At 56.3% G+C, this 20808-nt stretch carries 24 protein-coding genes; 9 read left to right on the top strand and 15 right to left on the bottom strand.

The window, feature by feature from the left end:
* The 3 genes from ACN0XM_RS09520 to ACN0XM_RS09510 form a co-directional block, all read right to left on the bottom strand.
* A complete protein-coding gene (locus tag ACN0XM_RS09520; protein WP_417566702.1) occupies positions 1 to 432 on the bottom strand; it encodes a TIGR01244 family sulfur transferase in 432 nt (143 codons plus the stop codon).
* Between the two features lie 97 nt (positions 433 to 529).
* The gene (locus ACN0XM_RS09515) at positions 530 to 955 is read right to left on the bottom strand and encodes a DUF6691 family protein (RefSeq protein WP_417566701.1); all 426 of its coding nucleotides are present in this window, start codon (positions 953 to 955) and stop codon (positions 530 to 532) included.
* Positions 956 to 959: 4 nt separating this feature from the next.
* Positions 960 to 1397: a YeeE/YedE family protein gene (locus ACN0XM_RS09510; RefSeq protein WP_417566700.1), complete on the bottom strand. Its 438-nt coding sequence runs from the start codon at positions 1395 to 1397 to the stop codon at positions 960 to 962.
* Positions 1398 to 1754: 357 nt separating this feature from the next.
* Between ACN0XM_RS09510 and ACN0XM_RS09505 the strand changes: the two genes are divergently transcribed.
* Positions 1755 to 2171: a phasin family protein gene (locus tag ACN0XM_RS09505; protein ID WP_417566699.1), complete on the top strand. Its 417-nt coding sequence runs from the start codon at positions 1755 to 1757 to the stop codon at positions 2169 to 2171.
* 12 nt (positions 2172 to 2183) lie between these two features.
* Here the strand turns inward: ACN0XM_RS09505 and ACN0XM_RS09500 are convergent, their stop codons facing one another.
* The 10 genes from ACN0XM_RS09500 to ACN0XM_RS09455 all read right to left on the bottom strand — a co-directional run bounded on the left by ACN0XM_RS09500 (position 2184) and on the right by ACN0XM_RS09455 (position 10603).
* The gene (locus tag ACN0XM_RS09500; RefSeq protein WP_417566698.1) at positions 2184 to 2813 is read right to left on the bottom strand and encodes a TetR/AcrR family transcriptional regulator; all 630 of its coding nucleotides are present in this window, start codon (positions 2811 to 2813) and stop codon (positions 2184 to 2186) included.
* Between the two features lie 18 nt (positions 2814 to 2831).
* Entirely contained in the window at positions 2832 to 3644 is an 813-nt protein-coding gene (gene xthA / locus ACN0XM_RS09495; RefSeq protein ID WP_417566697.1) for an exodeoxyribonuclease III, read from the bottom strand.
* Positions 3645 to 3725: 81 nt separating this feature from the next.
* Positions 3726 to 4466 (bottom strand): hypothetical protein, encoded by a 741-nt coding sequence (locus tag ACN0XM_RS09490; protein WP_417566696.1) that lies wholly within the window; start codon positions 4464 to 4466, stop codon positions 3726 to 3728.
* Positions 4463 to 4984: a DUF2878 domain-containing protein gene (locus tag ACN0XM_RS09485; protein ID WP_417566695.1), complete on the bottom strand. Its 522-nt coding sequence runs from the start codon at positions 4982 to 4984 to the stop codon at positions 4463 to 4465. The genes ACN0XM_RS09490 and ACN0XM_RS09485 overlap by 4 nt, the downstream gene beginning before the upstream one ends.
* Positions 4981 to 6249: a class I SAM-dependent methyltransferase gene (locus ACN0XM_RS09480; RefSeq protein ID WP_417566694.1), complete on the bottom strand. Its 1269-nt coding sequence runs from the start codon at positions 6247 to 6249 to the stop codon at positions 4981 to 4983. The genes ACN0XM_RS09485 and ACN0XM_RS09480 overlap by 4 nt, the downstream gene beginning before the upstream one ends.
* Complete coding sequence (locus ACN0XM_RS09475; RefSeq protein WP_417566693.1) at positions 6237 to 7121, bottom strand: DUF1365 domain-containing protein; 885 nt, start codon at positions 7119 to 7121, stop codon at positions 6237 to 6239. The genes ACN0XM_RS09480 and ACN0XM_RS09475 overlap by 13 nt, the downstream gene beginning before the upstream one ends.
* Positions 7122 to 7123: 2 nt before the next feature.
* On the bottom strand, positions 7124 to 8389 hold the full coding sequence (locus ACN0XM_RS09470) for an NAD(P)/FAD-dependent oxidoreductase (protein WP_417566692.1): 1266 nt from the start codon (positions 8387 to 8389) through the stop codon (positions 7124 to 7126).
* A complete protein-coding gene (locus tag ACN0XM_RS09465) occupies positions 8386 to 9186 on the bottom strand; it encodes an SDR family NAD(P)-dependent oxidoreductase (protein WP_417566691.1) in 801 nt (266 codons plus the stop codon). The genes ACN0XM_RS09470 and ACN0XM_RS09465 overlap by 4 nt, the downstream gene beginning before the upstream one ends.
* A complete protein-coding gene (locus ACN0XM_RS09460; RefSeq protein ID WP_417566690.1) occupies positions 9183 to 9650 on the bottom strand; it encodes a nuclear transport factor 2 family protein in 468 nt (155 codons plus the stop codon). Before ACN0XM_RS09460 ends, ACN0XM_RS09465 begins: the two co-directional genes overlap by 4 nt.
* Entirely contained in the window at positions 9647 to 10603 is a 957-nt protein-coding gene (locus tag ACN0XM_RS09455; RefSeq protein ID WP_417566689.1) for an acyl-CoA desaturase, read from the bottom strand. Before ACN0XM_RS09455 ends, ACN0XM_RS09460 begins: the two co-directional genes overlap by 4 nt.
* 115 nt (positions 10604 to 10718) lie before the next feature.
* Between ACN0XM_RS09455 and ACN0XM_RS09450 the strand changes: the two genes are divergently transcribed.
* Complete coding sequence (locus ACN0XM_RS09450) at positions 10719 to 11747, top strand: NAD(P)/FAD-dependent oxidoreductase (protein ID WP_417566688.1); 1029 nt, start codon at positions 10719 to 10721, stop codon at positions 11745 to 11747.
* A gap of 6 nt (positions 11748 to 11753) precedes the next feature.
* On the opposite strand, the gene ACN0XM_RS09445 is transcribed toward ACN0XM_RS09450, so the two are convergent.
* Positions 11754 to 13238 carry an HD domain-containing protein gene (locus ACN0XM_RS09445; protein WP_417566687.1) on the bottom strand — a complete coding sequence of 495 codons (1485 nt, stop codon included), beginning with the start codon at positions 13236 to 13238 and terminating at the stop codon, positions 11754 to 11756.
* 114 nt (positions 13239 to 13352) lie between these two features.
* On the opposite strand from ACN0XM_RS09445, the gene ACN0XM_RS09440 reads away from it, so the two are divergent.
* From ACN0XM_RS09440 to ACN0XM_RS09410, 7 genes are all read left to right on the top strand, one after another.
* The gene (locus tag ACN0XM_RS09440; protein WP_417566686.1) at positions 13353 to 14561 is read left to right on the top strand and encodes a PP2C family protein-serine/threonine phosphatase; all 1209 of its coding nucleotides are present in this window, start codon (positions 13353 to 13355) and stop codon (positions 14559 to 14561) included.
* A 14-nt stretch (positions 14562 to 14575) separates the two neighbouring features.
* Positions 14576 to 15067 carry an STAS domain-containing protein gene (locus ACN0XM_RS09435; protein WP_417567077.1) on the top strand — a complete coding sequence of 164 codons (492 nt, stop codon included), beginning with the start codon at positions 14576 to 14578 and terminating at the stop codon, positions 15065 to 15067.
* 64 nt (positions 15068 to 15131) lie between these two features.
* Positions 15132 to 16199, top strand: a complete 1068-nt coding sequence (locus ACN0XM_RS09430) for an NAD(P)H-dependent glycerol-3-phosphate dehydrogenase (protein WP_417566685.1) — start codon at positions 15132 to 15134, stop codon at positions 16197 to 16199.
* Positions 16200 to 16223: 24 nt separating this feature from the next.
* Positions 16224 to 16673 (top strand): SixA phosphatase family protein, encoded by a 450-nt coding sequence (locus tag ACN0XM_RS09425; protein ID WP_417566684.1) that lies wholly within the window; start codon positions 16224 to 16226, stop codon positions 16671 to 16673.
* 46 nt (positions 16674 to 16719) lie between these two features.
* The gene (locus tag ACN0XM_RS09420; RefSeq protein ID WP_417566683.1) at positions 16720 to 17616 is read left to right on the top strand and encodes a radical SAM protein; all 897 of its coding nucleotides are present in this window, start codon (positions 16720 to 16722) and stop codon (positions 17614 to 17616) included.
* 24 nt (positions 17617 to 17640) lie between these two features.
* Positions 17641 to 18207, top strand: a complete 567-nt coding sequence (locus ACN0XM_RS09415; protein WP_417566682.1) for a DUF1285 domain-containing protein — start codon at positions 17641 to 17643, stop codon at positions 18205 to 18207.
* Positions 18208 to 18406: 199 nt separating this feature from the next.
* Complete coding sequence (locus ACN0XM_RS09410; RefSeq protein WP_048494662.1) at positions 18407 to 18868, top strand: FKBP-type peptidyl-prolyl cis-trans isomerase; 462 nt, start codon at positions 18407 to 18409, stop codon at positions 18866 to 18868.
* A 163-nt stretch (positions 18869 to 19031) separates the two neighbouring features.
* Here ACN0XM_RS09410 and ACN0XM_RS09405 read toward each other — a convergent pair whose 3' ends face one another.
* On the bottom strand, positions 19032 to 20684 hold the full coding sequence (locus ACN0XM_RS09405; protein WP_417566681.1) for an electron transfer flavoprotein-ubiquinone oxidoreductase: 1653 nt from the start codon (positions 20682 to 20684) through the stop codon (positions 19032 to 19034).
* Positions 20685 to 20808 lie beyond the last annotated feature (124 nt).

Below are 20808 nucleotides of genomic sequence, written 5' to 3'. Positions count from 1 at the left end.
TCAGCCTTTGCCTCTGGCCTGCTGGGCCATACGGGGTGCCAGCCCTGAAATATCGTAACCGGCGTTGCGGGCCTTGGTGAAGATTTCGTCGGCTGACGTGTTTCGTGCCGAACTCAGCGCCCAGAGTACAGTGCAGCGGGTTCCGGAACGGCAGAAGGCCAGTACGGGTTTTTCAGCGTCACGGATCATTGGCGCGAACCGGTTTACATCGTCATCAGTGATATTTCCGGACTCCACCGGCATGAATACCCAGGTCAGGCCATGCTCACGGGCTGCTGCTTCGATATCGGCCATGGACGGTTGACCGGGCTCTTCCCGGTCCGGGCGATTGGCCACCAGGGTTTTGAACCCCAGTTTTGCGGCTTCTGCTACGTCTTCAACGGAGATCTGGGGAGCTACCGAGATGTTGTCATCAATCTTTCTGATATCCATGGGATTTCGCCTCCGGGTTGGGTAGGGGAGCTGCCGACATAATCGCACAGCCAGTAGGCTGTGTCAGAATGACGGCAGGGAAGTTAACAGAAAATACTTACGCTTTCGCGCGGTTGCGCTCTATCACTTCAAAAATCACCATGCCGGCCACCATGGCAGTCACAAACACCGCTGCCTTGGTTTCTCCGGCACCCAGAGCCACCAGGCCCGGACCAGGGCAGAACCCGGCGATGCCCCAGCCAACACCGAACAGCAGGCCGCCCAGCACCAGCCGTTTGTCGATGTGGGTATGGCTGGGAAGCTTCATGTTGAAGCCGAGGAAAGACAGAGTGCGCTTGCGGGCGACAGCAAAGGCAAAGACGCCAACCAGGATGGCTCCACCCATCACGAATGCCAGGGAAGGATCCCAGAGACCGGCGATATCGAGAAACCCCAGTACTTTCTCGGGGTTTGCCATGCCGGAGACGATCAGGCCAAAGCCAAACAACAGGCCGGCAAAAAGCGAAGCAAGGGAATATTTCATGGCGTCAGACTCCCAAAAGGTGGCGGAGGATATATACAGTCACAAACCCCGCACCCATAAAGCTGAGGGTTGCGGCAAGGGATCTTAATGAAAGCCGCGACAAACCGCAGACGCCATGACCGCTGGTACAGCCGGAGCCATACCGCGTTCCTATGCCCACCAACAGGCCGGCAATAATCAGCGCCGGGTAGCCGGCCCTGACTTCGATGGCTGGTAGCTCGGTCGCCAGCAACCAGACCGCAGGCGCGCCAATCAGCCCGGCCAGGAAGGCTATCCGCCAGGCAATGTCGCCCCATGCCGGCGAGAGAAGTCCACCAAGAATCCCGCTGATGCCGGCGATCCGGCCGTTGAGCAGCAGGAAGCTGGCCGCAGCAAGTCCAATAAGGATGCCGCCGACCAGCGCAGACCAGGGAGTGAAATTACTCCACGCGATTTCAATCATCCGAAACTCCAGAAGTTACTATCATTGATTTGTAGGTAGGTTTTGGAATAAGCATATATCTTGGGGCGATAATACCAAAAAAAAGCCCGGCAAAGGATGCCGGGCAGAGGCGTGCGAGTAGTATCCATGAAAGACTTCCAGACAACCGGCATCAGCGGGGACACCGGTATAGGGAAGTATTGACTATATTTTGAACACTTCAAGCGAGTACCACTTTCGTTTGAAAACATTTTTTCATATCGGGCAGGCCTTTATACTGCGCCCTTTCACTGAGCGGGTTTCAGGCCCACTGAAATCCTGCCAAAGCTGTAATACAATAGGTGCCCAAAAGAAATATCCGCACCCCGAGGTTGTTACATGTCTGAACAGAACGACGATAAGCCGGAGAATGATGCGCAACTGGCCGCAAAAATCAAGGGTTCCGCGCGCCAGATCTGGTTAGCGGGGCTGGGAGCCTACACCAAGGCCGAGGAAGATACCGGTCGTTTCTTTGACCGGCTGGTTCAGGAAGGCGAACAGCTCGAGAACCGAACCCGGGGCGTTGTTGAAAAGCAGATCAAATCCGTTGAAGACCGGGTTGAAGGTGTTCGTGAGAGGGCGACGGGCACTTGGGACCGGCTTGAGCACATGTTCGATGAGCGGGTATCGGGGGCGCTCAGAAGACTCGGCATCCACCGTCGGGAAGAAATTGATTCTCTGGAACGTCGGATCGAAGCGCTTGAAGGGGAGCTTGCCCGGCTGCGTAATCAGGCTGGGGACGACGAGGAAGAATAACGCAGCCCGTCTTCAAAGATAGTCCCGGCTCATAAGCCGGGCTTCTTCGCGGTCGGTTGGTGTCAAATAGGGGAGCACCAGGTGCATCATTTGGTAAACGCCCCGGCCGGGATCAACTGACTCCCGGTCGTCCAGGTGGGAAAGCGTGTCAAAAGCACTCCAGTAACAAGCGGTTAGCGTTAACTGCTCGCACAGGGAATCAAGTTCTTCCTGTTCAATTGTCATGCTGCCTTGTCGACGGAAGCTTTCACAGATCGTTCTGAAGGCCGACGTTTTCTTCTTCTGTATTCGCTTGAACCGCACCCGCAACTGATCATACCGGGACAACACGTTCACCAGATCCTGGTAAAGAAACCGGTAGCGCGCCACCGTCTCAAACAGTAGGTGCAGAAAGAACCCTTGCTGATCCAGAGAGATCTCAGCATCTTCAGGGACCGCCAGCAGATCAAGCATGTCCTGCTCATACTGGTCGAACAGCTCCTCGACGATATCGCCTTTGCTCCTGAAGTGGTAATACAGGTTGCCAGGGCTGATATCCATTTCATCGGAAATCAGCAAGGTCGTGACATTGGGCTCACCAACGCTGTTAAACAGCGACAGGCTGGTTTGCAGAATGCGGTCGCGGGTTTTGATTTTTTTCATATCGCGCCGGGCCAAATCCTAGAGTTCGAAGCTCGCCCAGACCGGGCAATGGTCTGAGGGCCGTTCCATGGCGCGGATGTCGTAGGAAACGCCCGCTTCTCGGGCTTTCGGGAGCAAGCTGTCACTGGCCATGATCAGGTCAATTCTCAAGCCCCGTTTCGGATCCCGTTCAAAACCTTTGCTGCGGTAATCGAACCAGCTGAAGGTGTCGGCCTCATCGGGATGAAGGTGGCGGAATACATCGGTATAGCCCCGGGCTTCTACCTGGCCCAGCCATTCCCGCTCCTCCGGCAGGAAGGAGCATTTACCTGTGCGGAGCCATCGCTTGGCATTATCCGCGCCAATTCCGATGTCCTTGTCGGTGGGGGAAATGTTCATGTCACCCATGACTACCACATGGCCACCGGTCTTATTAAGGTCGTCGAGGTAGCGCATGAGGTCGGCGTAAAACTGTTCCTTGGCCGGGAACTTCACCGGATGGTCCCGGCTTTCTCCCTGGGGGAAATAGCCGTTAACTACCGTGAGCTTTTCGCCGTTCACCATAAACTGACCGGTAATCAGCCGGCGCTGGGAATCTTCCCCGTCCCAGGGATAGCCCTTGATAACCTGTTCCGGCTCGGCTTTGGAGAGCAGCGCAACGCCGTAATGGGTTTTCTGCCCGTGGAAATGCACGTGGTAACCCAGCTCGCGAATGGCGTCGATTGGAAAGTCGTCGTCCTGTACCTTGGTTTCCTGAAGTCCGATAAAGTCCGGGGCCAGGGCATCGATCACTGCTTTGAGCTGGTGCAGGCGTGTGCGGATACTGTTGACGTTGAAAGAAACGAACATCATTGCGAAAAACTCTCCGGCGTTGGTTCCCGCCGGAGTTTACCACACTGACCCCCAGGTGCTGCCCTGGCAGGGGCGACAGTTTCAGGGAGTCAGTTCACAATCCGGGTAGGTATCGACCGAATAGCGGATATGGGCGGTGTAGTTCGCGTCCTGATTCTTCCGGATGTTGGTCAGGCCATAGTAATCTGTAAGTGCACCGTTCTCGTTATAGCCGAGCACAATGGGTTCTACCAGAAATCTCAGAACCATTCCCGTCGGCCGTATCTGCACCACGTGGTCCGCATCGATTTTATCGCTTCTGGCCGGTTCGAGTACAAATCCATAGTGTTCGCCACGGGTCGGGCCGAGAAACCGGAAGTCGACGGACTTACCAGCCACCACTCTTTGCCAGTTCTGGCGCACAAGATTGTCGAAGCCGGCATCTACCACTGTGTTGTCGGGATATTCCACCTCGAACTGCTTCGAATCGCCGGCGGGCGTGTCCCAGTTGATGACCAGGGTAGCCGGTTTCGGATACGCAATTTTCATGGTCTCGCTGAAATCTGGCTGAACGAAGTTCACGGCCGGTCGAATGATGGAAAGATCGTATTCGAGGGCTTTGTGGGCGAAGGCCTCGCTCCCGTCCGGTTTGTGGTAATCCACATGGTGCTCCTGAGGGCGAAACACCCCCTCCTGGCAGGTGCCATCGACACGGTGGTGCTCTTGGTAGAGCACCTGGCCGTCGGGGGATGTGGCCTCGCCGGTAAACCGGAAATCGTTCGCGATTGCCGATGTGGTGATTGCCAGGAGGGCAGACGAAACAATCCAGACGGCCGTTTTCATCGGACCAGCTCCGGGTAAAGCGTTTTCCGGGCGAAAAGAAGCAGGGGAAAAATGACCAGCCAGCCAAAACTCAGGGCTATCAGCGAGGGAATGAGGTTCGGCAATTCCACTGCCCCGAGCTGACTGGCGGACCAATAGGCAAAGGGCCCGGCAATGGGGGCGAAGACGAAAGGCAGCCAGGCTTTTCGGCTCATCCAATCCAGCGAATGGCATAGCGTGGTCATGAAAATGGCCCAGATGGCGACCAGCCACGGTGGCATCAGAATAACTTCCCCGGTGCCATCCTCCAGTATTCCGGTTTGGAACCAGATGCCATCGAGCACGGACCCCGCCACAGTACCCAGACCGATGAACTGAAGCTCAGTCATCCGGTGTTGGCTGACCAGCACAAAATGCAGGATCAGGAACAGAACCACAATTCCGGCCCCAACCAGCCCGGGATAGAAGACACAGGCAAACCATCCGGCCTGGAAAAGCAGGAAGTTCAGAATATTACGGCCAGCTTCCGACGCAATCATACGCTCAGAATGTTCTCTCGTTTGTTGCCCGGCTTGGCGAACACCAGCTGGGCGACACCAATGGCCCGCTCGCTGAATCCCGCCTCACAGTAGGCGAAGTAAAAGTGCCACAGCCGTCGGAAGGCCTGGTCGTAACCCAGGGCTTCCAGTTGATCCCGTTTGGCCATGAAACGCTCACACCAGTCATGCAAGGTGCGGGCGTAATGGAACCCGGTATCTTCGGCGTGGGTCAGTACCAGGTTGCTCTCCCTGCGAACCGATTCCAGGATCGCTCCGAAAGAGGGTATGAAGCTGCCCGGGAAGATGAATCTCTGGATGAAATCCACGTTGTTCAGGGCACGCTGGTATCGTTGCTCCGGCATGTTGATGGCTTGAACCAGGGCAAGACCATCCGGCTTCAACAACGCGTTTATCTGGGCCAAATAGCTGTCCAGAAACTGCGGCCCCACCGCCTCGATCATCTCGATGGAAACCAGTTTGTCGAACTGGCCCTCCAGGTCACGGTAGTCGTCGAACAGCAGGGTGATTCTGTCTTCCAGTCCCTCGTTCTTTACCCGTGCCCGCGCCAGCTCCAGTTGCTCCCTGGAAATCGTTGTGGTGGTTACATGACAGCCGTAGTTTTTGGCAGCGTGAATGGCAAATCCACCCCAGCCGGTCCCAATTTCCATCACCTTGTCGCCAGGCTGAAGGTCGAGTTTCCGGCAAATGGTGTCCAGCTTGTGCACTGCAGCCTCCTCCAGAGTCGACGCGGCGTCCGGATAGATGGCTGAGGAGTACATCATCGTCGGGTCCAGAAACATTTCGAACAGGTCATTGCCCAGGTCGTAGTGGGCGCTGATGTTCTTCCGGGACCCCTCTTTGGTATTCCGGTTGAGCCAGTGCAGGCCCTTCAACGCAGGTTTGGTTACCCAGCTGAACCGATCCTCGAATGCGTTCATACGGTCAACATTACGGGTGAAGAAGCGCAGCAGAGCGACCAGGTCTGGTGTAGACCAGTCACCCGCTACAAACGATTCGGCAGCGCCAACACTGCCGCCGGTAAGAAGGTCCCGCCAGGTGCTGTGATCGTGGATGACCAACTCGGCTGGCTGGTGGCGGGTATTGCCATCACCGAATACCAGGTTCTCGAAGCCGGGTTCCCGCACCGTCAGCTGACCTTCACCCAGTAACCGGAGCTGCTGAATCACCAGGGATCTCGCAACCCGGCTAAGCACCGGCACACTGCCAGCTGAGGTATTTTCAACCGAAGTATTCAGGTTCTCCATGAGCTTACCCTTCCACGAGTCTTGTCGTTGTTTTCAGCACTGGTCACGTCCAGCCCTGAATCATCATGCCCACGGCGATGGGCGATATTGTCTTCCGGGAGCTTGTCCGGGTGGGTATAAAACGGTGCACCCTTAAGCTTCAGCCTGAGGGCGTGCCAGTAAATCCCCGCCACCACCTTGAATGCTTCAACCGGGAACTTTCGAAGACTTCTGTGCATCTCTTTACGAGCGAGAGGGGTACGTTGGACTACCAGGGTGGCGTCAAAATGCTTGCGGCCTTCTTCCAGAACATTCATGTGAATTCTCAGCTCCTGGCCCCGGAAACTGAAGGTCCAGTCATAGTGCTGGTTCATGCCATTGAAAGGGGAAACGTGAAAACGTTTACTGAAACCGAACCGCTCGGTGCGCCAGCCTGACTTGTTGGGTTGCGCCCCCGTGGTTTCCAGGCAGTAAACATGACGGTCCTGCCAGGGTGTGTTGGTAATCTGGGCGACAATGACTTTGGGCACAGCGCCTTCAGCGGGCCGGTCTCCGGCACGGTAACAGAAGTAAAAACTGACCGGGTTGAACACGTGCCCGAAATAGCGGGGGTGGGTTATCAGCTCGACCTCGCCATCAGGGCGCCAGCCCGTCGCTTGTGCCACGTGATCACGTACAGCCGTGGACAGGTCTCCCGCCTCGGGCCGGAAGTAGTCCTTCCGTTTCAGGGAAATCCAGTTAAAGCGTTCCAGGGAAAACAGCGGGCTGATCTCCGCGATTTCGCCCCACTCATCGGTGTCAAGGGCGAGCATGCCGGTGCTATAGCTGAATTCATGTTGTACCGGGTACTTCCGCCGGTGCCGGACAGTACCCTCGAGCCACTGGCTGTTCACGGTCAAAGCTCCACTCCGAACGCCCGGGTAACCCTGAGTGCGCTGCGCACACCATCTTCATGGAAGCCGTTAAACCAGTAGGCACCGCAGAAATGGGTCCGGTTCCGGCTGCCGATTTCATCATATCGCTCCTGAGCCGCCACCGCGTCCAGTGTAAATACCGGGTGGGCGTATTCGAAGCGCTTGATCACCTTGTCCGGTGCGATGTCATGGCTCCGGTTCAAGGTTACGCAGAAGGTTTCGGGCGCTTCGTGGAAATTCTGCAGGATGTTCATGTTGTAGGTGACCGAGACCGGCTCTGTGCTATGGGAAGGAATGAAGTAATTCCAGGCCGCCCAGGCACGCCGGTTGTCCGGCAGCACGCTGCTGTCGGTATGCAGCACAACATCGTTATTCTGATAGCCCATGGCCCCGAGGATATCCCTCTCCTGGTCTGTCGGGTCTGCGAGTATCGCAAGGGCCTGGTCGCTGTGACAGGCAAAAATGACCTGGTCGAAGCGGTGTTTCTGCCCCTGGACAGAAACCGTCACACCGTCGTCGTCCCGGATCACGCGGTCTACCGGGCTGTTCAGATGGGTAGACTCGCCCAGGCGCTCCATCATTTTCGTTACGTACTGAGCTGAGCCCCCCGTAATCACCCGCCAGGTGGGGCGATCGTCCACCGACAGCATGCCGTGGTTATTGAAAAATTGCAGGAAGAAGCGAATCGGGAACTGCTCCAGAACAATTTCCGGGGCTGACCAGATGGCGGCCCCCATTGGCACGATGTAATAGTTTCTGAAATACCGGGAGTAGCCATTCCGGTTCAGGTATTCGCCCAGGGTTTCCTCGTTGCTGATGTTCCCGGCCTGGAGATCTGCACGGGATTCCTTGTTGAACCGCAGAATCTCCCGCACCATCTTCAGAAATGGCAGATTGATCAGATTACGGCGCTGGGCAAACAGGGTGTTCAGACTGGTTCCGTTGTATTGCAGGCCGCCAGGCCCACAGTCAACGCTAAAGCTCATGTCGCTCACTTCAGAAGCCACACCCAGGCGGTCCATCAGGCGGATGAAATTGGGGTAGGTCCAGTCATTGAAGACAATGAAACCGGTATTCACCGGCCAGGTTCGACCACCGGCCTCAACCTGCTCGGTGTTGGTGTGACCGCCGGCGTAATCGCCCGCCTCGAAAATCCGGACTTCGTGCTTCTCGGCCAGAAGCCACGCAGCCGTGAGTCCGGAGACGCCGGCCCCGATCACGGCAATTCGCTGACGTTCACTACTCATCTATTGTTTTCCTGTTCGGTCTTGCTTTTACGGGCCATGGCGGCCGCCATGCGGTCAATCAGGGGCCGGGGAAGGGCACCGAATACTCTGAGCATCCAGGTAAATCGCTTGGGGAACGCGATTTCATTGTGGCCACGAGCCAGCCCACTGACGATGCGTTCCGCGGCGTCTTCTGCCGTGACCAAAAATGGCATGGGGAAGTCGTTGCGGTCGGTCAACGGTGTTTTCACGAAGCCTGGCGAAACCACCACCACGTCGATGCCCTCTGAATCCAGGTCTGCTCTCAGGGAGTGGGCAAAGTAACTAAGAGCGGCCTTGGAAGCGCCATAGCCCTCGGCCCGACCAAAGGGAAACCACCAGGCCGACGAGCTGACAATGACAACGGTTGCCGGCTGACCTTTGGCGCGACTGCGGCGCAAAGCAGGCAAGGCAATATCCAGGCAGCGGGCAGTTCCGACCACATTGGTGTGTATGTTCTTCTCGATAACGTCGCTGCTGTAGTCGGCGATTTCCAGGTACTCACAGGTGCCAGCATTCAATATCACCATATTCAGGTCGCCGTGGGCTTCAAGCGCGGCTGCAACCCCCTGCAGATCTTGCTTGCTGGTGGTGTCCGCCGCAGCTGGCGTAATTCGCTCCGGGGCGATAGAGGCAATCTCGTCCAGCGCCTCTTTGCGCCTGGCAGTAATCACCAGCCGGTGCCCTCCGCGGGCCAGTGCCCGGGTCACAGACTCTCCAATGCCGGAGCTGGCGCCGGTGATCCAGATGTTTGAGGTATGTTGAAGACGATCACTCATCCTGCCTGATCCTTGATCCAGCGGATAACACCGCCAATTACGGGAAGGTTCTCATAGAGCATTTCACCCGCATCAAAATAGTCCCGGTGGTAGCACACCATGCCGTCGCGAATCTCGAGGTGGCTCATGCCCTGAACCTGAACCTCTCGGCCCTTACGAATGCGTTTGTGCCGCAGGTGCATCACCCAGGGGATTGCCGCAAACTCACCCTGAAGCACCGCATCGCCGAACTCAAAATGACAGGAAATGACGTTGGCGTAGGCCCCGGCGAAATAGTGAGTCAGCTCGTCCAGCCCGTTTACGGTCCCGATCGGATCCTGAAAGCGGATGTCTTCGCTGTAGATCTGGCAGAGCTTGTTCAAATTTCCTTTGTCGAGTTTGTTGAAAAGCGTCCGGAAATTATCAAGGGTTGCCGGAACCGCGGGATTGCGCGTGCCCACTTCGATTACTGAGGCGGTTGTCATTGTTTGTTCCTCCTCGCTCTGTCCAGTTCGCGTGTTTCTTCCTGAATATGCGGCGGAATCGAATTCAGATCCCAGATGATTCCCAGTTTGGACATCAGCCACAGGCCATACCAGGTGATGTCAATTTCATACCAGCGAAAGCCCTGGCGTACAGACTGGGGCCAGCGATGATGATTGTTGTGCCAGCCTTCGCCAAGCGTTATCAGGGCGAGAAAAAAGTTGTTCCGGCTGTCATCTGAGGTTTCAAAGCGGCGCTTGCCCCAAACATGAGACAGCGAGTTGATTGATACGGTCGAGTGGAACAGCATCACAGTGGAAATAAAGAAACCCCAGACCAGCAATTGCAGCCCGTTGGTACCCAGGCCGGGAGCCCAGGCTGCAAGCGCCTCGCCAAACGCATAGATGCCCACGGCGGCAAGCGCAGGTACTAATGAATCGAAGCGGTTAATCAGCTTCAGTTCCGGAAACTTGAGCCAGTCCCGGATTCTGCGTTCGTCCGTGGCAAACCCGGCATCACAGGTAAACCAGCCCATGTGCGACCACCAGAAACCGCCCTGGTGCGGTGAATGCAGATCCTGCTCCTGATCTGAGTGCTGGTGATGGTGGCGGTGGTGAGCTGCCCACCACAAAGGTCCGCGCTGGGCGGCGCTGGCGCCGAGAACCGCAAACACAAACTGGGCGGGACGGCTGGTTTTAAAGGTCTTGTGGGCAAAATACCGGTGATAGAATCCGGTAATCGCGAACATGCGCACCAGGAAGAAAGCAATCGCGAATCCAAGAGCAAACGCGCTGACACCTGTATAGAAGGCCAGGAAGCAAGCCAGGTGAAGCCCCAGGAATGGAATTACTCGCAAAAAATTGAACGACCGGGAAGTGCTGTCGACGTGATCCGAACCGGCCTCGGAGTCGAACCATCTCAGAACGTTTGTTAGCCAGTGCTGCGCTCGGGTCATACCCTGATTGCCTTTCTTTTAAATGGAATCTTGAACCCACGATCAGCAGAACAGCTGATCTAGATGATTGTTGATTTGTACGATCTGACCACCGTAATTGGATGCACCATAAACCATGTTTAATCAAACCTTTGATTCCCCTGTTATACGCCATGTAGCTGTTGTTGGTTCAGGCCTGGCAGGCCTGACAGCGGCGATCCAGCTAAAGGGACTTGGCCACGACGTTACCGTCTTTGAGAAAAGCCGTGGCCCCGGGGGAAGACTCGCTGCAAAGCGTGTTTCGGGTGGGTCAGCGGATATTGGCGCTCAGTACTTCACCTCCAGAAACCCCGATTTCCTGCCATTTCTTCGCAAATTCGGCGGCGTCGACTGCTTTGGGCCCTGGCAAGGGAGATTCGGTTTCCAGGCCCCGGGAGGAGAGTGGCAGCCATTCCCCGAGGAAACCCGCTACGTCGGCACACCCCGGATGACGGCAATTACCCGGGCTCTCTCGGCTCATGCTCAGGTCGTTGCTGAAACCCGGGTCGGAAAGTTGGCCCGAAAGGACCAGGCGTGGTCGGTCTATGATACTGGGGACAATCATCTCGGGTATTTCGATCAGGTCATCATCACCGCTCCACCTGCCCAGGCCCGGGAACTGCTTGCTGAAAGCGGGCTGCACGAGCTCGCTGCACATCTTGATGATCCGGTACAGCGTGTGTTGCCCTGCTGGGCGGTAGCGGCCCACTTCCAGGCTCCGCCGTGGCCACATCACGAAGCTATGCGGTGTCAGCATCCAGCACTGTTCTGGGTGGCCAACAATTCCAGCAAACCCGGTCGCAACGACAACGGGCAATGGTGGGTGATTCACGCCAGCCCGACCTGGTCAAAGCAACATGTCGAGAGTCCTGCGGACGAGGTTGCCGAGCGCCTGTTGGAAGCCTTCCGGGAAGTGACCAATTTTCAAATTTGGCCCGATGACCTTGTTACCCATCGCTGGCTTTACGCCCGATCCGAGGGCGGAGATCAGCCGGGCCACCTCTGGTTTCCGGAACACAATATTGGCCTTGCAGGCGACTGGCTCAGTGGCGGCCGAGTCGAAGGCGCGTTTGACAGCGCCTGTGGCCTGATCGCAGAGCTCAATGCCTTACCGGCTAGTCAGTGAGAGCACCTACTCGGTAAGAGAATCCTGGATACCGGTAGTGACGTCCGGACGCGTATAAAAGTGGGTGATAGTGCCGTCACTGAACTTGCTGAAGAAGGCACTGACATCGGTAATCTTCTTCAGTGAGCGGGACCGTTGAATGGGTTCCCGAACCAGTACCTTGATGCCGTTGAAGTTGTCCTGAATGTTCGAAAACCGCGCCCGCATCGAACAGGTGACAACCTGGGCCGGATTCAGCGCCAGTTCCTGCGCCAGCCAGGCACTGTGCCGGTCGATGCCCCTGGGTGAGAGATCTTCCCGGGTGTCCAGATGGTTCAGCTTGACCCGGTTCACAATGCAGAACGAAAAGCTCTTCGGGTGCTTGCGGGCGACTTTCCGGAACGCCTCCCAGAAGAAGTTATCCGTTAGCTCGGCAAAGTAGGACATGTCGCTCAGGCAGGTATCCACCCATTCAAAGTTGTCGGTGTCGTCCAGCACTTCATTAATAGCCTCACGCAGTAGCCAGTCAAAGCCCAGGGCTGTCTTGTGGGCATAGACCTTCCGATACATCTGGTGGCGGCTGTAAACGAAGTCCTCCAGCGCCCCCAGACCTTTCTGGGTAATCGCCAGCCCCAGCCAGGGTTCGGACACATCCCAGCCAAAACGCAGGTTGCTCAACAGATGGTCCAGGTTAAAGCCGCCGATGGTCACTGAGGAATGGAAGCCGTCCCGCAGCATATAGTCGGCCCGGTCTGCATCAATTTCGCCGGAAACAATTGAGGACAACAGATCCATCACCAGGCCGGGAATGTTATTGCTAAGGGGCGAGCCTGCCGCAGCGTCTTCACCGGCAATAAAGGCCCAGAAGGTTCTGGCGTGCCGGCAAAAAGTCTCGCTGGGCCTCACGTCTGCAGTCTCCATGATCCCGATCACATCCCGGGCATGAAGGCCGGCACTTTCGAGGTCCACTGCACAGAGAACGTCGTGCGCGACACGCACGGAATAATGTTCGTGTTCCAGCTCATCGGGCTCTTCCGGATGGTAAACCGAATAGTCCACGCCCCGCCAAAGGTCCCGGAACCGTCCGGGCCGGGACATCAGCTCCCGGATCTGCCGCGCCTGGGTGAACTGGTGAGAAAAGCTGGAATGGCCGCTGTCGTGCAACAGGCAGCCAAGGCGAATGGTTTTGGCCAGGTAATCGATGGCATCCAACTGGCTCAGGCTCAGGCTTGTCTGCTCGCTAAGCTGGCGTTCCCGCAGGTAGGCATCGATCATCGAGCGGAACATCCGGGTGCCTACGTGCATGACTCCAATACTGTGCAAGAAGCGGGAGTGAGTGGCGCCGGGGAATACCAGGCTCAGGATGTCGTTCTGGCAGATGTTCCGCAGCCGCTGGAACAGGGGGTGATCAATAACTTGAATCTCGTGCCGGTATAGTGGAATGCCACCGTGAACCGGATCCATGATCAGTTTGTCATAGGCTCCGAGAAGATCATTAACGGCACGTCTCATCAGCAGGTATCTCCGAATTTCGTAAAACTGGCCTTGTTATATCACAGGGTCATGCCAGAATAGGCTTATTCAAGCCAATTTATCGTTTATCGCTGGTAGTTTAGGGCAGTCGCCATGACTTCGCGCACCGAGCGCATACTGATTATTGATGCCAATGAAAAGGCCCGTGCAGATCTCGCCCGTTATCTGGAAGCGAGGGGCTTTTACGTTACCGGCTACCCGGACCTCGCTGCGGCCAAGGCACGGTTCGACGATAACATTCCCGACGTCATCTTTGCAGATCTGCCCCCAGAGGCAATCCGGGATCTGGCTAACCGGCTTGAAGAAGCTGAAACCTTCACCCCCATCGTTGCCTGCTCGACCAGCGAATCCAGTGCTGAGGTGGTCAGTGTGCTGCGTGCCGGGGCAGCAGATTTTGTTCTCAAGCCGTGCAATGACGACAAGGGTGCTCTGGAAGATGTCATCGGCAAACTGTTTGACCGGGTTCGGGTTAACCGCCTGAACCAACTTTATCGCCAGGAACTGGAGGAGGCCAACCGGGATCTGCGTGACGGTATCGCTGAGCTTCGGGCCGATCAGCGCGCAGGTCGCAAGGTTCAACTGCGAATGCTGCCAGAGCACGAGCAGGTGATGAGTGGCTTGCACATAGATCACCTGATCAAACCGTCGCTGTACCTGAGCGGTGATTTTCTGGACTACTTCCGGATCTCCGACGACAAGGTTCTGGTCTACATCGCCGATGTATCGGGCCATGGTGCCAGCTCGGCGTTCGTTACGGTGTTGCTGAAGAACCTTACCAACAGGCTTCAGCGCAACCTTCGCCGGGGGTCCAGTGACGACATTCTGTTCCCTGAGCGCTTCCTTGAACGAATTAACTCGGAACTGCTGGATACCGGTCTCGGTAAACACGTCACCGTATTTGTTGGCATCATTTCGGTCAGCGAACGTAGATTACGGTATGCCGTAGGGGCGCATTTCCCCATGCCTATCCTGTCCTTTGAAGGTGGCGAAACGGCTTTCCTGGAGGGGAGCGGGCTACCAGTTGGGCTTTTTGAGACCCCGGAATGGGAAGTTTATGAAGTGCCGTTGGACAAACCGTTTCACCTGACCCTGTTTTCGGACGGAATCCTGGAAGTTATCCGGGAAAAAAGTCTTGATGAAAAGGAGCGGACACTACTTGAACTCGTATCGGGAGGTCGTCACACTATCGCAGCTCTTAGCGAAGCTCTGAATCTCGAGGAGATTACGGAGTTACCGGACGATATCGCTATTGTGTCGGTTACTGATACCATGGACGGATCAGACAACACCTCGTCGAAATAGTGGCAGCGTGAATGATGGCTGGTTACAAGATCCTGCAAGCTGAAAAACAGGGCATTTACGTCCTGAAGTTTATTGGGGAAATCCGGCTGAACCTGTGTTCGACGCTGGACAATCTGGTTGAGTCCATTACTCAGGACCCACAGTTCAAGACCGTGGTGATCGATCTCACCGAAACCGAGATCATTGACAGCACCACCCTTGGCTTGTTGGCCAAGATTGCCATGGCGGCCCAGAAACAAAGCAATTTCCTGCCCACGCTGATTTCCACCAATCCTGATATTACCCGCATCATCACATCCATGGGTTTCGACAAGATTTTCATCATTGTCCGTGAGCCCGCGTCCCGTATTGAAGAACTTGAAGAAATTCCTGTTCTCCGGGCCAGCGAACAGCAGGTTCGGGACAAGGTTCTCGATGCCCACAAGGTGCTGATGGGCCTGAACCAACGAAACAGGGAAGAGTTCAAGAATCTGGTGCGCGCTCTGGAATGTGAAGAGCCCGGTTAATGCCACCTGCCTGTTGTGCCTGGCGAGACCGGTCTAACACCTGATCTGAAGAAACGGAAGAACTATGTCTGAGAAAACGACGCCCCAGGAAAATGGGGCAGCAGGGCCGGTGCATGACGTAGCGGTTCTCGGCGGTGGCAGCTTCGGTACTGCCATGGCCAAGGTGCTGGGAGAAAACGGTCATCGCGTTCACTTCTGGATGCGTGGTGACGCCCAGGCCGAGGAAATCCGCACCACCCGAATCAACAGCCGGTATATGCCGGGTATTGAACTGATCGGCGATATTCAGCCTACCACCGACCTTGCCGACGCCGTCAGCAAGGCAGAGATCGTGTTAGTTGCCATTCCCAGCAAGGCTTTTCGGGCCGTTATTCGGGAGAACAGTGACAAATTCCGCGATGACCAGATTGTGGTCAGCCTGACCAAAGGCATCGAGGAACACGGCTTCAAGCTGATGAGCGAGATCCTTCAGGAAGAGATCCCGCGCTGCCGGATCGGCGTGCTCAGCGGGCCGAACCTGGCCGCCGAAATCGTAAATCGCGACCTTACCGCTACGGTGATCGCCGCCAAGGACCCGGACGTTCGCCGGGCCGTTCAGGACCTGCTGGGCTGCGAGTATTTTCGAGTCTATGCCAACGTCGACATTTACGGTGTAGAACTCGCCGGCGCGCTCAAAAACATCTACGCGATCGTCGCTGGCCTAGCTTCCGCCCTGGAAATGGGGGAGAACGCCAAGGCGATGCTGATTACCCGGGGTCTGGCAGAAATGAGCCGGTTTGCCGTAAGCCTTGGCGCCAACCCCATGACCTTCATGGGGTTGGCGGGCGTTGGTGACCTGATCGTGACTTGCACCTCCTCCAAGAGCCGAAACTTCCGGGTGGGCTATGCCGTAGGCCAGGGCCAGAAACTGGATGACGCTGTAGCAGAGCTGGGGCAGGTGGCTGAAGGTATTTACACTCTGAAACTGGTGAAGGAAAAGGCCGAGGCCATTGGCATTTATATGCCGCTGGTGCGTGGCCTGTATGAGATACTGTACGGTTCGGCATCCATTAAGGCCGTGATCAACAGCCTGATGATGTCGGTCCAGAATTCTGACGTCGAATTCATACTACCCCGCACCATAACCCAGTAGCCGGCCACTTAGCGGAGGTTGCCTGTGCAATTGCTCATCATGCGCCACGGTGAAGCCGGCTGGCACACACTGGATCAGGAGCGGGAGCTGACCGAATTGGGGCGCCGGGGCGTTGCAGAAGTGGCTGCTCAGATAGCCGAGTCTCCCTGGCGTCCGAAACTTATCTGGAGCAGCCCCTTTGTCAGGGCCAGGCAAACCGCTGCGATTGTCTCTGAAATTCTCAATTGCCCGGTGGCAGAGAAAACGTTCATTACTCCGGACGACAATCCCGGGGATTGCCTTGATGCCCTGGTCGAACAGCACGAATCACCTCTGATGATAGTTTCCCACATGCCGTTGGTTGGCAGCCTCGCCACGCTTCTAGTAGATGGCCACCGCCGCGGCATACCCTTCATGACCTCCCAGGCAGTTCTGCTGGACATGCCCGTGGTGGGGCCGGGGTGTGCAGACTTGAAAGCCCAATTTCTGCCCTGATACTCCGAACACTCGCCAATTGAATTCAGATGACTTGAGCCAGACTATGTATAGTTTTCCGATTGATTACGTCGAGCCGGTTTTCCGGCCCCCCAGTGAAGCTAAATCACTGATTTTGCCCGTGACCAACGGTTGCTCCTGGAACAAATGTACCTTCTGTGAGATGTACACCCAGCCCCAGAAGAAATTCCGGGCGCGCAAGCCGGATGAGGTTTTGAGAGACATTCAGAACGCGGCGCACAGCCTGGCCGGTGTTCGTCGGGTTTTCCTGGCAGACGGGGACGCCATGGTGTTGCCAACTCGCCGACTTTTGGAGATTCTTGGGGAATTGCGGGACGCCTTCCCGGATTTGCAGCGAGTGTCCAGTTACTGCCTGCCCCGAAACCTGGCAAAGAAGAGCGTCGAAGAGCTGGCCCAGCTGAAAGAAGCCGGTCTGGGGATTCTCTACATCGGTATGGAGTCCGGTGACGACGAAGTCCTGCGCCGTGTAAATAAGGGCGAAACCTGGGAATCCACCCGCTCGGCCCTGCTGAAGATCCGTGAAGCGGGCCTGACCAGTTCCGTTATGGTCCTGAATGGCTTGGGCGGCGAAAGCCTCTCGCGCCAGCATGCGATCAACACAGCAACCCTCTGTAACGAGACCCAGCCAGATTATCTGTCGACCCTCGTAGTTAGCTTTCCACAGGGAGAGGAGCGCTTCCGGGAAGGCTTCGGCGACGATTTCGTCCCGCTTTCCCAGCAGGGGCTGTTTGAAGAAATTCGCCTTTTCCTTGAACATCTGGAGCTTGAGAAATCCATTTTCCGAAGCGATCACGCCTCGAATTACCTGGTTCTCAAGGGCACCTTGGGGCGGGATAAACAGAAAATGCTGGACCAGGTTAACCTCGCCATCACCAATCCCGGCGCAGCGCCACTTCGGGCGGAATGGATGCGCGGGTTGTAATTCACTTTAGCGAGAGCCAGCATTATGGACACGAATCCGGAAAATCTTGCAAAACAGGTTGAAGAAACCGTGAAGAATCCCGGAAACCCACCCCTTGATCAGTGGCACCCTGAGCTGTCCGGCGATATGGATCTGCGGATCAGCCGCAATGGTCAGTGGGTCTTCAAGGGCGAACCATTGGCCCGGGAGGCGATAGTTCGGCTATTTTCCACCATCCTTCGCAGAGAAGAAGACGGTGAGTATTACCTGGTGACGCCGGTGGAAAAATGGCGGATTCAGGTTGAGGACACGCCGCTGCTCGCTCATTCCCTGCGGGTAGCCGGCGAGGGTGACCACCAGGTTATTTCCCTGACCACCAACGTGGGCGAAACCCTGGAAATCGGGCAGAATCATCCGCTGGAGGTTGGCACCTATCCCGGCTCAGAGGAGCCTCGTCCGGTTGTGACGGTGCGGCACGGCCTAGAGGCCCGGTTGGTCACGGCGGCCTATTACGATCTGGCGGAGCATGTGGTCGAGCGAAACGAAGACGGCCATCCGGTTTTGGGTGTGTTTAGTCACGGAATTTTCTACAAAATCGGGCAGGGTGGTTGAAAACCCGGACCGTGCCCCCAGAAATGACGGTAGAAAACGCACTATGTCACTTGTTAAACTGTGTTTTCATACTTGTTATGAGCCTGGCTCTCTAACGAGGCCCGGTGGTCGTTAGTCCCTCTGTGCAGTCTGGCTGTTCACGATCACTTTCGATTGCCTAAATCAATTAAACAGTCATTGCGACACGCAAGGAGATCTCATGGCCCAACCTCGTGTTGTCACCATCCATTACACGCTCACTAACGATCAGGGAGAGCAGCTTGACTCCTCCCGTGTAGAAGGTCGCGAGCCTCTGTCTTATCTGGAAGGTGCGCAGAACATTATCGGTGGACTGGAAAGTGCACTGAACGAAAAGAACGCAGGCGACCAGGTCAAGGTGTCTGTAGAACCTGCTGAAGGCTACGGCGAAGTTAACGAAGAGCTGGTTCAACCGGTACCGCTTTCTGCATTTGAAGGTGTCGATACTATCGAGCCGGGCATGCAGTTCCAGGCACAGACTCCGGGCGGGCCGCAGGTGGTTCGTGTGGTTGAAGTTGGCGACGAGACCGTTACCATCGATGCCAACCATCCGCTTGCCGGACAGACTCTGCACTTCGATGTTGAAGTGGTAGAAGCCCGCGAAGCGACCGACGAAGAGCAAGAGCACGGTCACGCTCACTAAGCTTTTCTGAAGTGCGACGAAAACGGCTCCTCCGGGAGCCGTTTTTTTGTGCCTGGGAATAGTGCCAGATTAATGAAAAAGGGGTCAGATGAAAGCTTTCATCTGACCCCAGGTTCACAAAAAACGGCCCGCGAGGGGCCGTTTTTTTCACCGGAAACCGAAGTTACATGTTCGGATAGTTAGGGCCGCCGCCCCCTTCCGGAGTCACCCAGTTGATATTCTGGGCAGGATCCTTGATGTCACAGGTTTTGCAGTGAACACAGTTCTGGGCGTTGATCTGGAACCGCTTGCCACTGCCGTCGTCTTTTTCGACAACTTCATACACCCCGGCCGGGCAATAGCGCTGCGCGGGCTCGTCGTATTTCGGCAGGTTATCGCGGATCGGAAGTTCCGGATCTGTCAGTTTCAAATGAACCGGCTGATCTTCCTCGTGGTTGGTGTTGGAGATAAACACCGAGGACAGACGGTCGAAAGTCAGCTTGTTATCCGGCTTCGGATAGCTCACTTTCTTGCACTCGGAGGCCGGCTTCAGCGTGGCGTAATCCGGAGTGGTATCGTGGAAGGTCATCGGCAGGCTGCCGCGCAGGATGTTCTGCTCGAAGAAGGCGATGGCACCCCCCACGATGTTGCCAAACTTGTGCATGGCCGGGCCGAAGTTACGCTCTGCGTAAAGCTCCTTGTAGAGCCAGCTGTCCTCATACCGCTTCTGGAAGCTGGTGATTTCCTCACCGTTCTTGCCTTCCTTCAGTGCCTCAAATACCGCTTCAGCGCCTAGCAGACCAGACTTCATGGCGGTGTGGGAACCCTTGATCTTGGAGCCGTTCAGCGTGCCGGCATCGCAACCCAGCAACAAACCGCCCGGGAAGCTCATCTTCGGCAGGGCGTTGTAGCCACCCTTGGTAATAGCACGGGCGCCATAGGAAACGCGCTTGCCGCCTTCCAGGTATTTTTTCACTTCCGGGTGCAGCTTCAGGCGCTGGAATTCCTCAAACGGGCTCAGGTGCGGATTGCTGTAGGACAGATCGGTGATCAGGCCCACATAGACCTGGCCATTTTCCAGGTGGTAAAGAAAGGAGCCACCGGTGGAGCCGGATTCTTTCAGCGGCCAGCCCGTGGTGTGAACCACCAGACCCGGCTCATGTTTTGCCGGATCAATGTCCCACAGCTCCTTGATACCGATACCGTAGTGCTGCGGATCCTTGCCTTCATCCAGCTTGAAGTCGTTGATCAGGCGCTTGCCCAAGTGACCACGACAGCCTTCAGTAAAGAGGGTGTACTTGGCGCGCAGCTCCATGCCCGGCATGTAGCCGTCTTTCTTGGAGCCATCACGAGCAACGCCCATGTCGCCGGTGATGATCCCTTTTACCTGGCCATCCTCAACAATGGTTTCGGAAGCGGCAAAGCCGGGATAAACCTCAACGCCCAGGCCTTCGGCCTGCTCGGCGAGCCAGCGGCACAGGTTGCCCAGGCTGATAATGTAGTTGCCGTGGTTGTGCATGTTCTTGGGCACAAAGGCGTTCGGAATCTTGGTGGCGCTTTCCTGGTTTTTCAGCAGGAAAATGTCGTCACGGGTAACCGGCGTGTTGAGCGGGGCACCTTTCTCTTTCCAGTCCGGGAAGAGTTCGTTGAGGGCAGTGGGCTCGAATACGGTACCGGCCAGAATATGAGCGCCGATCTCAGAACCTTTCTCTACCACGCATACGGTGAGTTCCTCGCCAGCTTCCTGTGCCAACTGCATGACACGACAAGCTGCTGACAGGCCCGCCGGGCCGCCGCCGACGATCAGAACATCAAATTCCATCGATTCGCGTTCCACGTTGGTCTCCTCAAACATCTTTAATGGATATTATGTGCCCGCAGGCGAGTTTTTCTGGGTCGCCATCATACCGGTAAAACTGCCTATAGACGACTGCCACAAGCCGAATTCAACAACTTGCTTA

The organism is Marinobacter sp. (assembly GCF_048269445.1).
In the GTDB taxonomy this organism is placed as follows: domain Bacteria; phylum Pseudomonadota; class Gammaproteobacteria; order Pseudomonadales; family Oleiphilaceae; genus Marinobacter.
Note: the sequence above shows the minus strand (reverse complement) of the source record. Positions and strands in the feature narration are given on the sequence as shown.

Excerpts from the sequence above, each read along its gene's own strand:
- ACN0XM_RS09520 (WP_417566702.1), bottom strand. The coding sequence starts at position 432 with ATGGATATCAGAAAGATTGATGACAACATCTCGGTAGCTCCCCAGATC.
- ACN0XM_RS09515 (WP_417566701.1), bottom strand. The coding sequence starts at position 955 with ATGAAATATTCCCTTGCTTCGCTTTTTGCCGGCCTGTTGTTTGGCTTT.
- ACN0XM_RS09510 (WP_417566700.1), bottom strand. The coding sequence starts at position 1,397 with ATGATTGAAATCGCGTGGAGTAATTTCACTCCCTGGTCTGCGCTGGTC.
- ACN0XM_RS09505 (WP_417566699.1), top strand. The coding sequence starts at position 1,755 with ATGTCTGAACAGAACGACGATAAGCCGGAGAATGATGCGCAACTGGCC.
- ACN0XM_RS09500 (WP_417566698.1), bottom strand. The coding sequence starts at position 2,813 with ATGAAAAAAATCAAAACCCGCGACCGCATTCTGCAAACCAGCCTGTCG.
- xthA (WP_417566697.1), bottom strand. The coding sequence starts at position 3,644 with ATGATGTTCGTTTCTTTCAACGTCAACAGTATCCGCACACGCCTGCAC.
- ACN0XM_RS09490 (WP_417566696.1), bottom strand. The coding sequence starts at position 4,466 with ATGAAAACGGCCGTCTGGATTGTTTCGTCTGCCCTCCTGGCAATCACC.
- ACN0XM_RS09485 (WP_417566695.1), bottom strand. The coding sequence starts at position 4,984 with ATGATTGCGTCGGAAGCTGGCCGTAATATTCTGAACTTCCTGCTTTTC.
- ACN0XM_RS09480 (WP_417566694.1), bottom strand. The coding sequence starts at position 6,249 with ATGGAGAACCTGAATACTTCGGTTGAAAATACCTCAGCTGGCAGTGTG.
- ACN0XM_RS09470 (WP_417566692.1), bottom strand. The coding sequence starts at position 8,389 with ATGAGTAGTGAACGTCAGCGAATTGCCGTGATCGGGGCCGGCGTCTCC.
- ACN0XM_RS09465 (WP_417566691.1), bottom strand. The coding sequence starts at position 9,186 with ATGAGTGATCGTCTTCAACATACCTCAAACATCTGGATCACCGGCGCC.
- ACN0XM_RS09460 (WP_417566690.1), bottom strand. The coding sequence starts at position 9,650 with ATGACAACCGCCTCAGTAATCGAAGTGGGCACGCGCAATCCCGCGGTT.
- ACN0XM_RS09455 (WP_417566689.1), bottom strand. The coding sequence starts at position 10,603 with ATGACCCGAGCGCAGCACTGGCTAACAAACGTTCTGAGATGGTTCGAC.
- ACN0XM_RS09450 (WP_417566688.1), top strand. The coding sequence starts at position 10,719 with ATGTTTAATCAAACCTTTGATTCCCCTGTTATACGCCATGTAGCTGTT.
- ACN0XM_RS09445 (WP_417566687.1), bottom strand. The coding sequence starts at position 13,238 with ATGAGACGTGCCGTTAATGATCTTCTCGGAGCCTATGACAAACTGATC.
- ACN0XM_RS09440 (WP_417566686.1), top strand. The coding sequence starts at position 13,353 with ATGACTTCGCGCACCGAGCGCATACTGATTATTGATGCCAATGAAAAG.
- ACN0XM_RS09435 (WP_417567077.1), top strand. The coding sequence starts at position 14,576 with ATGGCTGGTTACAAGATCCTGCAAGCTGAAAAACAGGGCATTTACGTC.
- ACN0XM_RS09430 (WP_417566685.1), top strand. The coding sequence starts at position 15,132 with ATGTCTGAGAAAACGACGCCCCAGGAAAATGGGGCAGCAGGGCCGGTG.
- ACN0XM_RS09420 (WP_417566683.1), top strand. The coding sequence starts at position 16,720 with ATGTATAGTTTTCCGATTGATTACGTCGAGCCGGTTTTCCGGCCCCCC.
- ACN0XM_RS09415 (WP_417566682.1), top strand. The coding sequence starts at position 17,641 with ATGGACACGAATCCGGAAAATCTTGCAAAACAGGTTGAAGAAACCGTG.
- ACN0XM_RS09410 (WP_048494662.1), top strand. The coding sequence starts at position 18,407 with ATGGCCCAACCTCGTGTTGTCACCATCCATTACACGCTCACTAACGAT.